This window comes from Chitinophaga sp. HK235, assembly GCF_018255755.1.
Taxonomy (GTDB): domain Bacteria; phylum Bacteroidota; class Bacteroidia; order Chitinophagales; family Chitinophagaceae; genus Chitinophaga.
Genome location: NZ_CP073766.1, coordinates 6,770,021 through 6,784,581, shown reverse-complemented (window position 1 = coordinate 6,784,581; position 14,561 = coordinate 6,770,021). Strand labels below are relative to the sequence as shown.

Genomic DNA, 14,561 nt, shown 5'->3' with positions numbered 1-14,561 from the left:
TTATTTCCAGAACAAATATTTCAGACAATTATATAGTGGTTAGAACAGGAAGAATTTTTTTCTTGTTCCGGTAGCACCACCTTCTTTTTTGCTGTTCAGCAAAACAAATCTTTTAAATCTTAACCAGCGATCGTAGAGCTTTATGTTTCCTTTAAATCCACGACGTTTTTTTTCCTGATGGATCTGACCTTCAGGCGTCACGGAGAGTTGGTTAACAGGTGCTTCCATTTTCGCTTTGGCATCAGCCATGGCACGCTCTTCCGCTTCTTTCAGTTTTTCAGCGGGATCGTAGAGCATGGCAGTACAGAGACAGTTCTTCCGTTGTTTGCTGGTGAGGATATCAAAATTGATACAGCTACGGCAGCCTTTCCAGAACTCTTCATCATCTGTCAGCTCAGAATAAGTAACAGGTTCATATCCCAGTTCGGAGTTGATTTTCATAACGGCCAGTCCTGTAGTAAGACCGAAGATTTTAGACTCGGGGTACTTTTCGCGTGACAGTTCAAAAATTTTCTTTTTGATGGCTTTGGCTACGCCATGCCCACGGAAAGCAGGATTCACGATCAACCCGGAATTGGCTACAAATTTTCCATGTCCCCAGGCTTCTATATAACAAAAGCCCACCCAGTCACCGTTGTCGGTCACTGCAATTACAGCTTTGCCCTCCTGCATTTTAAGCTCTACATACGACGGAGAACGTTTGGCAATACCAGTTCCACGCGCTTTTGCAGACGCTTCCATCTCATCAGTGATGGTTTTTGAATAGTGTATATCGTCAGGTGTAGCTACCCTAACGATGATATGCTGATTTTCCAACTTTTAAAATTGAAATCGTGAATCAATAAACTACATTGAAGACTTCCATTACTGGAACATCACCAGGAATGGGAGTCCTGGCGCGATAGCGGTTGTTATATGACAAGCGCTATCAAATCCTGGGTCGTCGGGAAAGGAATCTAAAGACATTGAACCCAACAGAATATACCCCTTTATGTAAGGCGGGATGATATGCGGCTATGTTGGTATGAGTTGCGATTTTTTCCAACTTCAGTTCAGCGTTAAATTGTTATAAATATTGTCTTTAGTTTAGATTATCCGCAAAGTTATAACAATATCTTTTTAATCAATCGAATTTTTTTTGGGAGTTATAGTTTTTTTTCAAACCGTTAACAAAAAGGCGGCTGTGCCCAACTCGTCAGGGGCCAGCCGCCTTACACTTTAAAGAATTATCTATTATCTGGTGAGCACACTCAGCTCTGCAATACTTGCCCGGCTCTCTTTTTCCGTGGCCGGAGTAAGTGCTACCAGGCGGATAAACCTGGCTGCTACCGGTGCAAAGCTCACCTTCTGTGGTACCGGGTTGTTTTTGATATTGGCGAAACTGCCCGTGGCTGCAGGCTGTCCCCAGGTTTTGCCATCTGTGCTGGTATAAAAAGCATAACCATATATTACTCCACCGATGTGATCGTTGGTAGTGGGTGTGTAGGTAAACCCTTTCAGGGTCAGCGTTTCACCAAGGTCTACTTCCAGCTGATGCGGATATTGGGCAGCCTTGTCAGACACCCATGCAGTAGCTGTATTGCCGTCAATGGCTTTGCCTGCATCCGCACTACCGGCCGCTGAAATCACTTGCCATTTGGCCGGAGCCACGTCAAAGTCAGCTGTCACTTCCGGACTGGCTGCGTTCGTTTTTCTCAGGAATGCTCTGGCTTTCACCATGCCGCCAGCGGGCAGGCTGATCAGTGCTTTCGGAACATACAACGGTGCATTCAATGTTGGTGTGGTACCATCTGTAGTATAATGTATTTCCGGATCAGCAGAGGCGGCGGTGATGGCTACCTGCCCTTCCTTGTTCCGATGGATCTCCGGCGTGGCCAGCATACCGGGCGCTTCGTACAACTGCACTTCGCTGATCACCGGACAAGCTTTGGCATCTGTTATATTAATATATACCTCCGTAGTGGTATAGTCCGGCAGGCGCAGGATACGTTTGTGTCCGATAGTGGTTTCACGCGCGATCTCTTTTCGCTTACCGTTCTCCAGGATATCTACGCTGAAACTTTTGACACGCTGCCCAAGGGCGATGTATTCCTGCAGCACCAGGCGGTTAAAGGTGACAGGTTTCGGGAAAGACAGTTTGATAGTGGTTTTGGTGACGTTATCAGCGGTAGCCCAATAAGTGCTGTTGTTACCATCTGTCAGATGAGCCACTTTGACCTCCGCACTATTTTTACGTGTATCCGTTGCCGTTACTACCGCTTTTTTAGCCAGGTTGGTTTTAAAGGAAGCGTCCAGCACCTTGCGCAATTCCATCAGACGGGTGGAATCGTTGGGATGGATCACCCCTTCACGGTCGATGGGCACGTTGAGGATCAGGTTGCCGTTGCGGCCTACGGAACCGTAGTAGATGTCCAGTAGTGTGTTCACAGATTTCACCTTATCATCTGTTTCAGGGCTGTAGAACCATCCCGGGCGGATAGACACATCACATTCTGCGGGCACCCATTTTTCGCCTTCTTCATTGCCTTCGTTGAGGGATTGGGTGGGAGGGCCACCAAGGCCTGGTGAAAAACCTTTTACGTTGAGGGTGCTCCAGTTGGTAGTGCCGGCGATGCCGTTTTCATTGCCTACCCAGCGGCAGCCAGGGCCCACATCACTGAAGATCACGGCATTGGGCTGGTTTTTATATACCACTTTGTGGAACAAGTCCCAGTCATAGGGTTGTTTGATATTGCCGCCGTTGGCGCCGTCGAACCACTGTTCGAAAACGGGGCCGTAGCTGGAGAGTACCTCATTTAAGGTGTTGGCAAATACCTGGTTGTAATTGGCGGTGCCGTATTCCGGGTGGTTACGGTCCCACGGAGAGAGATATACGCCGAACTTCAGCCCGTATTCCTTACAGGCGGCAGACAATTCAGCCAGCACATCGCCCTTTCCGTTTTTCCAGGCACTTTCTCTAACGGTATGGGTACTGTATTTGCTGGGCCACAGACAAAAACCGTCGTGATGTTTGGCAGTGATCACAATTCCTTTCATACCGGCCAGTTTGGCGGTACGGGCCCACTGACGGGCATCGAGGCGGGTAGGGTTAAATACCTTCGGATCTTCATCCCCATGTCCCCATTCCTTGTTGGTAAAGGTGTTGGGGCCAAAGTGGATGAACATGTAATATTCCATGTCGTTCCAGGCTACCTGCGCTTTGGACGGCAACGCGCCATAGGGCTGGATTTTCTGTGCCATGGCCATACTGCAGGTCAGCAAACCGGCTAATACTAAATTGGTCTTTTTCATTTCACTGGATAAATTACGGATAACTGATCGTCTCAATACCTTCACGCGATTTAATGTCAGCGAAGATAATCATCCTTCCCGCCCGGAGCTGATCCGCTATTCTCCTTTCTTAATTGAATATTAACCTTCAATCGTTTTATCTTTCTGCCGTTTATCACAAAAATGTAAGAAAAAGGGATGGGCAGTTGGTTTACACGACACAAAATTTATAAATTTAGTCCCTCCAACGTATTCTTTTATACGCTATTAAAAACTGAACAATGAATAAACAACCACTGCATCGCAGAAGTTTTCTCAAAAACACGGCGGCCGCAGGTATAGGACTCTCTATGCTCGGCTCCTCTGCAAAACTATTTGCCAACGAAAAGAAACCCAAAGTAAGAATTGGCCTTATTGGCGTAGGCGCCCGCGGGCTGAGTCACCTCAGCCTCTGCCTCCACAGGGAAGACGTAGAGGTGGTAGCTTTCGCTGATCCTGATACAGCGTATACCGTGCCTAAAGCAAGGGATATGATCACCAAAGTATATGGCGGCAAAAAGAAAGTGGCTGAATACACCAACGGTCCGGATGATTTCCGTAACATGCTGAAAAGAGATGACATCGACGCGGTGATCATCGCTACTCCCTGGGAATGGCATACCATTATGGCCGTTGCTGCCATGAAAGCCGGCAAAACCCCTGCAGTAGAAGTATGCGGCGCCTCCGATATCCAGGAATGCTGGGAACTGGTAAACACCAGCGAAGCTACCGGCATACCCGTATTTGGTATGGAAAACGTATGTTACCGCAGAGATGTGATGGCAGTACTCAACATGGTACGCCAGGGCCTCTTCGGTGAAATCACCCACCTGCAGGGCGGATACCAGCATGACCTGCGTCCGGTTAAATTCAACAACGGCAAACAATATTACGGCGGTGGCGTGGAGTTCGGTGATAACGCACTCTCTGAAGCTAAATGGAGAACCAACCACTCCCTTTACCGCAACGCTGACCTCTACCCTTCCCACGGCCTCGGCCCTATCGGCAACGTGATCAACATGAACCGCGGCAACCGCCTCCTGACCATCTCTTCTGTGGCCACCAAATCACGCGGTCTGCATAAATATATCGTTGACAACAGCAGCGAAGATCATCCAAACGCCAAAGTAAAATTCAAACTGGGCGATATCGTTTCTTCCCTGATCACCACCAACAACGGCGAAACCATCATGCTGTCCCACGACACCAACTCCCCACGCCCCTACTCCCTGAACTTCCGCGTTCAAGGTACCAACGGCCTGTGGATGGATGATCAGGACTCCGTATATGTTGAAAAGAAAAGCCAGCACGATCAGTGGGAAAACACCGGCAAACCGGAAGATGCCAACAGCTACTTCGGTAAATACGACCACCCGCTGTGGAAACGTTATGCCAACGACGCCAAAGGCGCAGGCCACGGCGGTATGGACTGGTACGTACTCAACTCCTTCGTTGAAAGTATCAAACGCGGCGCTCCTTATCAACTCGACGTTTACGATATGGCTACCTGGTATGCTATCACTCCGCTGAGTGAGCAGTCTATCCTCGAAGGCGGCGGCGTTCAGTACATCCCCGACTTCACCCGCGGTCGCTGGATGAACAGAAAACCGATCTTCGGCCTGGACGACCAGTACTAACGATGATTAATACTGATGTTACTGATGCTCCTGATAAACGGAGATCATAGCGAAGATAAAAGAGAAGCCCCCATTGACATAAAATCAATGGGGGCTTCTCTTTTATCTTCATCAATACTGATCAGCAAAAATTCAATCAATTCTCACTGCAAACAACTGTTCCATTCTGGATGGTCGTCACATATATCTCGGGTGCCTTACCATATTGCTGCTGATAGCGGTCTATCACAAAAGAGCGGAACTCTTCCACTTTGTCCTGCCTTACCAGGTTGATGGTACAGCCGCCGAAACCGCCTCCCATTACGCGGGCACCGGTCACTTCTTCCCGCTCTTTAGCCAGCGATACCAGGAAATCCAGTTCAGGACAGCTTACTTCATAGAGGCTGCTAAGTCCTTCATGGGTGGCATACATCAGTTGTCCGAAGGTTTTCAGATCTCCTGCTTTCAGCAGTGTGGTAGCATCCTGTACGCGCTGGATCTCTTCTATCACATATTTACAGCGATCATATACTTTGGCAGGCAGCTGCGCGTGTACCGCTTCCAGCATGGGAAGGGTGGCATCACGCAGGGATTTTACCTCCGGATGCAGGACCTGTATGGCTTTCACACCTTCTTCACATTGATGGCGGCGCACATTATATTCTGAGGTAGCCAAGGAATGGTGCACCATAGAGTTGCACAGCACAATACGATAATCGGGGAAATCGAATGGGAAATACTCATACTCCAGACTGCGGCAGTCCAGGCGTACCACCTGATCTTTTTTACCGTGCAGATTGGCAAACTGATCCATGATACCACATTTCACGCCGGGGAAAGAATGTTCAGCACGCTGACCCAGCAGCGCCATTTCCATGCGGCTCATGCCGTATCGGAAGATATGGTCCAGTGCCGCTACCAGCCCGCCTTCCACCGCTGCGGAAGAAGACATGCCCGCACCTACCGGGATATCACCGGCGATCACACAGTCGAAGCCTTCAACGGGGTAGTTGCCCTGCTGCAGCTGATATACCACGCCCATCAGATAGTTGATCCATCCGGGAGTAGGTACTACATGCTCCAGGTCAAAGGAAACGGTTTCATTGGTAAAAACCGCATGTACATTACATTTTCTGGTATTGTTTAACGCCACGGCATAAACGATTTTTTTATCGATAGCGGCGGGCAGTACAAAACCGTCGTTGTAGTCAGTATGTTCACCAATGAGATTAATTCTTCCGGGGGATACTACTATCAGTGGCTCTTTTCCAAATAACGTGATGAATTTCTCCCTTGTTTGCTGTATCATTCAAAAGATATTAAACGTAAATTTTACGCCTAAAATAATATAAAAACATTTAGGATTCAGGGATTTTTTGATTCAGGTATTTAAAAAAAAATGCAGCGAAGACCTTAACGGTCATCATCGCTGCATTTTTAAATATCTAAATCGTAAATCCTTATATCAGAAAATCTTTATGCTTTTTTGCCGATCTTATCTCCTGCCAGTGAATAAAACAGGATGTAGAGATAGCAGGGCACCATACAGTACAGGAAAGCATGTTTGAAGTCGATGCTGCTGCTGTAGAGGAAATTGAATATGCTGTGCTGGTCGAACATACCACTGTATATCTGTGGAATAACGCCACCACCGGCGATTCCCATTACGAGCAGGGCGGAGCCGATTTTAGTGAAACGGCCCAGGCCGTCGATAGCCATTGGGAAGATGGCAGGCCACATCAGGGCGTTAGCCAGTCCGAGCAGCGCGATGAAAGTCACCGCAGAATAACCGGTGTTGAAGTAAGCAGCGATGGTGAACAGCACGCCCAGTACAGCAGAGATCTGCAGGCCTTTTTTACCGGTGATATATTTAGGAATAGTAGCGATACCGATTACATAACCTGCCAGCATAGCTATCAGGGTGAAGGTGGTGAAATATCTGGTGTCCTTTAAACTCATACCCAGTGCTTTACCATACTGACCGATCACGTCGCCGGCCATTACTTCTACTCCTACGTATACGAAAATGCAGATTACACCCAGTACCAGTTGCGGGAACTGGAACACGCTGGTTTTTCCGTTGGTAGCAGCAGCGGTTGTTTCATCTTCTGAATTGGTGTCTATTTCCGGCAGGGCAGAGCGTTTCAGCAGGAATGCCAGGATAACGAGCACGATAGCCATCGCTACATAAGGCCCGATTACGCGGGAAGCCAGGCTGTCGAGCAGTGCATTTTTCTGTGCTGTGTCCACAGCAGCAGCGATGTCTGCTTCCAGTTTTTCTGCACCTTTCAGTACGATAGAACCGAGAACCAGCGGAGCCAATGCACCGGCTGTTTTGTTACAGATACCCAGAATACTGATACGTTTGGCAGCGCTTTCCTTAGGTCCGATGATGCTGGCATACGGGTTGGAAGCCGTTTGCAGCAAGGCTAATCCGGCACCCTGAATAAACAGGCCTGTCAGGAACATACCAAAACTGCGTGCGTTAGCAGCCGGAATAAATACCAGGGAGCCTACTGCGATAATCACAAGCCCCAGGACCATCCCATTTTTGAACCCCGTTTTGTTGAGGATCATTGAAGATGGAATCGATAAAAAGAAATAAGCCATAAAAAAGGCCATGGTTACCAGCAGCGCCTGCGACACGTTCAACTCACACACTATCTGGAAAAACTGGATCAACGTTCCATTGAGCCAGGTAACAAACCCGAACACGAAAAACAAAATGCCAATAATGGCCATCGCCTGGGCGTAACCTGCCTTTTTGGAAGGCATATTCATTGTTGCTGTTTGGTTGGACATAGCTGTCAGTTGATTTTAGATAAACGCGAACATAATGAACTTCGGTTATATTTTATGCTACAATTCATAAATATATTAGCTAAAACGTTTTATCATCGAAAAAAAATGCAATGGTTTATTTGGTTTTTTAGAAATTCCTTAAAAAAATATTATACATTTATCCGGCAAAATTTCACTGTAACTTAACGCGTTTATGGCTCAGCAAACAAAGCAAGGCGCACAAAGTACACATCCGTCGTTCTTTGTGCTTATACTGGTGTTCTTTTTCTGGGGTTTCCTGGCTGCATCCAACAGTATATTTATCCCTTTCTGTAAATCTCACTTTAACCTTACCCAACTTGAGTCTCAACTGGTTGACTTCTCCTTTTACAGCGCCTATTTCATCGGCTCACTCATCCTGTATCTGGCATCTGCGGCAAGAAAAGTAGATATCCTTAATAAAATAGGATATAAGAAGGGTATTATTTACGGTTTATTAATTTCCGTACTTGGATCTGCTATCATGATCCCCTGTGTCAACAAAGAAAAAATTGTTCCCATCAAGGAAACCATCAAAGACATCAGCAGTTTCCAGGTAGAACAACAATTACAGACTTCTGACCGGCAGGTGAAAATCCGCCGTGAAAAAGAAAAAGACACTTACTCCCTCCTGATCTCCGGTAATGAAGCCGCAGACAAGTACATCAACAACCCGCACCTGCTGGCAGAGATTCCACAAGGCTTCACCAAAGATGAAGAACATTATCAGTACGCGGGTACCTTCAACAAATCCAGCATCGAAAAAATCGTCACCGCGCTGGAAACAGACCATCAGCAAACCGTTACCTTCGGTTACTTCGCACTCATCCTGATGGCGCTCTTCATCGTATCACTCGGTTTCTCCCTGCAACAAACAGCGGCCAATCCGTTTGCCATCCTCCTCGGTGATCCTGCCAAAGGTTCACACCGTCTCAACCTCGCCGGCGGTATCAACTCCTTCGGTACTACCATCGGCCCTGTCATCGTAAGTATGCTGCTCTTCGGTAATATGAAGGGTGGCGATATTAGCACCGACATCAGCAAAATCAACACCTTATATATACTGCTGATCATACTGTTCCTCATCGCTGCCGCTATCTTCGCTTTTGTGAAGATGCCGGAAAGCCAGGACAACGAAGTATTTGAAACATCACCGAAAGCCACCAAATCCATCCTGGGTATCACCGTCATGTTTATCATGATCCTGCTCGGACTGGTGTTGAAATATGAACTGCCTTTCTTCATCGCTGGTATCGTAGGTATCATCGGTATTCTCTTCTTTGCTAAAACCGCTTCTGCCGGCAACGGTGAAGGATGGGGCGCCATGAAATATCCCCAGCTCACCCTGGGCATGCTCGCTATCTTTATTTATGTAGGTGTGGAAGTGACCATCGCCAGCAACCTCGGCGCATTACTGAAACATCCCGGTTTCCTCACCCCCAAAGGGCTGGCGGAATCTGAACTGGACCCTTATGTGTCGCTGTTCTGGGGCAGTATGATGATCGGCCGCTGGACTGGTGCCATCAGCGTATTCAACGTCTCTAAAACCACCCGTAAGATTCTGTGCGTGATCGTTCCTTTCATCGCCTATGGTGTCATTCTCGGCGCCAACGTTATCAAAGGCAACGACGTAACTCCTCTGTACCCATACACTATCTGCATCGCTATTCAAATCATCGGCTTCTTCGCCGGACAGGACAAACCTGCCAAAACCCTCATGATATTTGGTCTGCTGGGCGTAGGCACAGTGCTGGTTGGCCTCTTCACCAGCGGCGCACTCGCCACTTTCGCCTTCATCAGCGGTGGCCTGTTCTGCTCTGTAATGTGGCCCAGCATCTTCGCATTATCCATCGGTGGCCTGGGTAAATACACCGGCCAGGGTTCTGCCTTCCTGATCATGATGATCCTCGGCGGTTCCCTCGTACCTCCTGTACAGGGCGGCCTCGCCGACATTCCGAGCATAGGTATCCACGCCTCTTATATCATCCCGGCGCTGTGCTTTGCTTATCTCGCATTTTTTGCATTTAGAGTTAAAAACATATTAAAATCTCAAGGAATCGATTATGAGTCAGCAACTAGTGGTGGGCATTGATATCGGAGGGACTAATACCAAATTCGGCATTGTAGATCGCAGAGGAAATATTTTGTGTGATGGTCGTATGTTAACGAATAAGCATGAAGATGTAAACTGTTTCCTCGAAGAACTGCACCAGCAACTGTCTGTATTGATAACAGAGGTTGGCGGCATCGAAAATATTAAAGGCATTGGCGTTGGTGCTCCCAACGGCAATTATTACAACGGTAATATCGAATATGCGCCCAATCTGCGTTGGAAAGGGGTAGTGCCCCTGGCTAACCTGCTGGAGAAAAAATTCGGACTGCCGGCTGTTCTCACCAACGACGCCAACGCGGCCGCTCTCGGGGAACTGATCTACGGCGCGGCCAGAGGCATGAAAGATTTTATCGTGATCACCCTGGGCACCGGCGTAGGCAGCGGTATCGTAGCCAACGGACAGCTGATATACGGTCATGATGGTTTTGCCGGCGAACTGGGACACATCATTGTGATCCCCGGCGGCCGTTTCCATCCCGGAACCGGCGCACATGGCTCCCTCGAAGCCTATGCTTCCGCCACCGGCGTTACCAACACCGCCCTGGAATTCCTGGCTACCCGTCCGGATGTGCCCAGCATGATGCGGGAACATACCAAAGAAGAAATCAATTCCAAACTGATCTACGAAGCTGCCATGAAAGGCGATCCACTGGCCATGGAAGTGTACGAGTTCACCGGCGAAATACTGGGCGCTGCCCTGGCCAATTTCGTTATGTTCTCCAGCCCGGAAGCCATCATCCTCTTCGGTGGCCTCACCAAAGCAGGAGACCTGATCATGAAACCGGTAAGAGAACATATGGAAAAAAATCTGCTCCCTATCTTCCAGAATAAAGTTAAATTGGTGTTCTCAGAACTCAAGGAAAGCGATGCCGCTATTCTGGGAGCCAGTGCACTGGCCTGGGAAATGAAAGACTAGCCTGCCGGCTACCTGACAGCTAATCAAAGTAATATGAAAAATAGAAGAAATTTCCTGAAAACAGCGGCCCTCAGTGCCGCTGTTTTCTCTTTAGACAGTGTAACAGCTACGGCTGCACGCTCACAAGCCAAAGGCACCGTGAAAGGTAAGCCTATCGTAATCTCCACCTGGGACTTTGGCCGTGCTGCCAATGAAGCCGCCTGGGAGATACTGAAAAAAGGAGGCCGCGCCCTCGATGCCGTAGAAGCCGGCGTACGCGTGCCCGAAGCCGACCCCAATAACCACACCGTAGGTTATTCCGGCTATCCCGACCGCGACGGCCGCGTTACCCTCGACGCCTGTATCATGGACGAACACGGCAACTGCGGCTCCGTAGCAGCCCTCGAACATGTTACACATGCCATCTCCGTTGCCAGACTGGTCATGGAAAAAACACCACATGTCATGCTGGTAGGTGACGGTGCCCTGCAGTTCGCACTGGCCAATGGTTTCAAAAAAGAAAACCTGCTGACACCGGAATCAGAAAAAGCCTGGAAAGAATGGCTCAAAACTTCCGAATACAAACCTGTTATCAACATAGAAAACAAATCATATACACCCGCCAACGGCGCCACAGCGTTTAATCCGCTCATGCTGCCGGGCAACGTATATAACCACGATACAATCGGCATGGTGGCTATGGACGCAGAAGGTAACCTCTCCGGCGCCTGCACCACCAGCGGCATGGCCTTCAAACTCCATGGCCGGGTAGGCGACTCCCCCATCATCGGCGCAGGCCTTTATGTGGACAACGAAGTAGGCGCCGCCACCAGCACCGGTGTAGGCGAAGAAGTGATCAAAATTGTAGGCAGCCACCTGGTAGTGGAACTGATGCGTCAGGGCTATCCACCGGAAAAAGCCTGCAAAGAAGCAGTAGAACGTATCGTGAAAAGAAGCCCCTCCAAAGCAAAGGAAATACAGGTGGGCTTCCTCGCCCTCAACAAAAAAGGACAATACGGCGCATACTGCCTGCAGAAAGGATTTAGCTATGCCGTACTCAATAACGATGTGAATAACACACTGATAGACGGTAAACACTATTTTTAATTTTGTCATTGGGTTATTTGGTTATTTTGATATTTGAAGAACACATGAACTCTTTTAAATAATCAAATAACCCAATAGCCCAAATAACCAAATGCTTATGTCTTTTGTCCTCGAAATATGCGCTGGTTCAGTAGCCTCCTGCATAGCTGCCGAAGAAGGTGGCGCCAATCGTATCGAACTGTGTGATAACCTGCTGGAAGGTGGTACCACCCCCAGCTATGCCACCATTGCCATAGCCAGGGAAAAAGTAAAAATAGACCTCTACCCTATCATACGCCCCAGAGGCGGCGACTTCCTCTATTCCGACCTGGAATTTGAAGTCATGAAAAAAGATATCGAACTGTGCAAACAGCTGGGCTGCAACGGTGTAGTAATCGGTATTCTCACACCCGACGGCCGCATAGACAAACGCCGCTGCAAAGAGCTGGTAGACCTGGCCTGGCCCATGGGCGTGACTTTCCATCGTGCCTTCGATATGACTGACAACCCATTTGAAGCACTCGAAGACATTATCGAAATCGGCTGCGAGCGTATCCTCACCTCCGGCGCACGCAACACCGCCGTAGAAGGAGCGTCCCTCCTGAAAGACCTCGTGGAAAGGGCTAACGACCGTATCATCATCATGGCCGGTTCCGGCGTCAGAGCCAACAATATCGCTCAACTGATCAAAACTACCGGCGTAATGGAATACCATACCTCTGCCAAAGCCTATGAGGACAGCAAAATGGTGTACCGCAACCCTAACGTAAGTATGGGCGGTATTCCCGGCGTACCGGAATATGGTATCTCTCTCACCCAACGCAAAGAAGTATTACAAATTCGTGAACTCGCGGAAAAAGCCTTGCATGAGATGAAACAGTAGGCTATATTAGCACCTGTACAAATATTCGCTGCACGGTCTCATCATGGCCGTGCATGCCTTTTAAAAGTGAACAACGAAATGAAAAAACTGATCATTGCAACCGGACTATTGCTGGGCGGACTTTTCGCGCATGCACAGGTCAAAGGTGTGAAACATGTCATCCTGATCGGCATGGACGGCTTTGGTGCCTATTGTTTTCCCAAGGTCGACAATCCAAATATGAAACAGCTGATGAAGGATGGCGCCTGGACGCTTCAGGCCCGCAGTGTGCTGCCTTCTTCCAGTGCGGTCAACTGGGCATCGATGGTGATGGGCGCAGGCCCGGAAGTCCACGGTTATACCGAATGGGACAGCCGCAAACCGGAGCTGCCTTCCCGAACCCTCGACCAGTACGGCATGTTCCCCTCCATCTACACCCTGTTGCGTGAACAAAAACCAAAAGCCGAAATAGGCGTCATCTACAGCTGGGAAGGGATCGGTTACCTCTTCCCCAAAGCCGCAGTCAACAAGGACCTCGGAACCAAAGACAATGACAGCCTTGCCACTGAAGCATCAGTTGCTTATATCAAAGAAAAAAAACCAGACTTCCTCTTCATACATTTTGATCAGCCTGATGGTGTAGGACATAATATCGGTCATAATATTCAACCCTACTTCGATCAGGTGAAAAAAAATGACGAGCTGCTGGGCAAAATATTACAGGCCGTTAAAGATGCCGGTATGTGGGACAATACCATCATCCTGCTCACAGCAGATCATGGCGGTATTAAAAAAGGTCATGGCGGCAAAACCATGGAAGAGATGCAGATTCCATGGATCATGCGCGGCCCGGGCGTAAAGGCAAACAAAGAACTTAGCACCAGTGTTGTAACCTACGATACTGCCGCCACTATCGCCTGGATCTTCGGTCTCCAAACACCGCAGGTGTGGACCGGAAAACCCGTGAAAGAAGCGTTTAAGTAATTTCTTATTTAGTTATTTTATTATTTTTTTATTGGGGATAAAGAATTCCTAATCTCAAAATAAAAAAATAACTAAATGAATAAATAAATATACATGCTATGAAAAAATTGCTGCTTGTCACTGTCATATGGCTGACAGGGTTTTCACTGACTGCCCAACAAAAGGTAAAAGTACTGACCTATAACATCCACCACGGTGAAAACATAAAAGGAGAGCTGGACCTCCAGGGTATTGCCAACGTGATCCTTGCCACCAATCCCGACCTTGTGGCACTGCAGGAAGTAGACAGTGTTACCCAGCGTACCAAACACACAGACCAGCTGAAAGAACTCGCATCTATCACAGGCATGTATACCTATTTTGCCAAAGCGATGGACTTTGATGGCGGTGGCTATGGCACCGGTATCCTTTCACGCTTCCCTATTGCGGAAGCTGTCACCGTACCGCTGCCTTCCGCGAAACCAGGTGCAGAGCCAAGAGTAGCCGGCGTCATCACGGTAAAACTACCCGGCGACAGCCTCCTTCGTTTTGCAAGCACTCACCTTGATTCCGAAAAACATGCCGGCGACCGCATCGCACAAGCCATCACACTGGCAGAGTATTTCAGGGAAACACAAACCCCGGTGATACTCGCCGGCGATTTTAACGCTACACCTAACGCCAAAGAAATACAGATCTTAAAAAAAATATTCACAGACGCCACCGCGCAGATGGGCCCTACCTTCCCGGCAGACTCTCCCCGGGTGAAACTGGACTACATCATGTACCATCCCAAACATCACTGGAATGTTACCGGCGCCAGGGTCATCGAAGAAGCTGTAGCCTCCGATCACCGGCCACTGCTCAGCGATCTGGAACTGAAATAATTCTCATCAT

General features: G+C 48.5%; 11 protein-coding genes. 7 read left to right on the top strand and 4 right to left on the bottom strand.

Annotation, left to right across the window (positions count from 1 at the left end; all coding sequences use genetic code 11):
- Positions 1-39: 39 nt before the first annotated feature.
- Both KD145_RS25920 and KD145_RS25915 read right to left on the bottom strand, forming a co-directional pair.
- Positions 40-816: a GNAT family N-acetyltransferase gene (locus tag KD145_RS25920; protein WP_249219568.1), complete on the bottom strand. Its 777-nt coding sequence runs from the start codon at positions 814-816 to the stop codon at positions 40-42.
- 417 nt (positions 817-1,233) lie between these two features.
- Positions 1,234-3,291: an alpha-L-fucosidase gene (locus KD145_RS25915; protein WP_212002723.1), complete on the bottom strand. Its 2,058-nt coding sequence runs from the start codon at positions 3,289-3,291 to the stop codon at positions 1,234-1,236.
- Positions 3,292-3,551: 260 nt separating this feature from the next.
- Here KD145_RS25915 and KD145_RS25910 point away from each other — a divergent pair, with 260 nt between their 5' ends.
- The gene (locus tag KD145_RS25910; RefSeq protein WP_212002722.1) at positions 3,552-4,946 is read left to right on the top strand and encodes a Gfo/Idh/MocA family protein; all 1,395 of its coding nucleotides are present in this window, start codon (positions 3,552-3,554) and stop codon (positions 4,944-4,946) included.
- 136 nt (positions 4,947-5,082) lie between these two features.
- On the opposite strand, the gene galK is transcribed toward KD145_RS25910, so the two are convergent.
- Positions 5,083-6,234, bottom strand: coding sequence for a galactokinase (galK, locus tag KD145_RS25905; RefSeq protein WP_212002721.1), 1,152 nt, complete (start codon positions 6,232-6,234; stop codon positions 5,083-5,085).
- A 167-nt stretch (positions 6,235-6,401) separates the two neighbouring features.
- On the bottom strand, positions 6,402-7,727 hold the full coding sequence (locus tag KD145_RS25900; RefSeq protein WP_212002720.1) for a sugar MFS transporter: 1,326 nt from the start codon (positions 7,725-7,727) through the stop codon (positions 6,402-6,404).
- Positions 7,728-7,920: 193 nt separating this feature from the next.
- Here KD145_RS25900 and KD145_RS25895 point away from each other — a divergent pair, with 193 nt between their 5' ends.
- The 6 genes from KD145_RS25895 (at position 7,921) to KD145_RS25870 (ending at position 14,551) form a co-directional block, all read left to right on the top strand.
- Entirely contained in the window at positions 7,921-9,837 is a 1,917-nt protein-coding gene (locus KD145_RS25895; protein WP_212002719.1) for an MFS transporter, read from the top strand.
- The gene (locus KD145_RS25890; RefSeq protein ID WP_212002718.1) at positions 9,809-10,774 is read left to right on the top strand and encodes an ROK family protein; all 966 of its coding nucleotides are present in this window, start codon (positions 9,809-9,811) and stop codon (positions 10,772-10,774) included. The genes KD145_RS25895 and KD145_RS25890 overlap by 29 nt, the downstream gene beginning before the upstream one ends.
- 33 nt (positions 10,775-10,807) lie before the next feature.
- Positions 10,808-11,860 (top strand): N(4)-(beta-N-acetylglucosaminyl)-L-asparaginase, encoded by a 1,053-nt coding sequence (locus tag KD145_RS25885; protein ID WP_212002717.1) that lies wholly within the window; start codon positions 10,808-10,810, stop codon positions 11,858-11,860.
- A 97-nt stretch (positions 11,861-11,957) separates the two neighbouring features.
- Positions 11,958-12,722, top strand: coding sequence for a copper homeostasis protein CutC (locus tag KD145_RS25880; protein ID WP_249219566.1), 765 nt, complete (start codon positions 11,958-11,960; stop codon positions 12,720-12,722).
- Positions 12,723-12,800: 78 nt separating this feature from the next.
- On the top strand, positions 12,801-13,685 hold the full coding sequence (locus tag KD145_RS25875; protein ID WP_212002715.1) for an alkaline phosphatase: 885 nt from the start codon (positions 12,801-12,803) through the stop codon (positions 13,683-13,685).
- 98 nt (positions 13,686-13,783) lie between these two features.
- Entirely contained in the window at positions 13,784-14,551 is a 768-nt protein-coding gene (locus KD145_RS25870; RefSeq protein WP_212002714.1) for an endonuclease/exonuclease/phosphatase family protein, read from the top strand.
- The last annotated feature ends 10 nt before the right edge of the window (positions 14,552-14,561 follow it).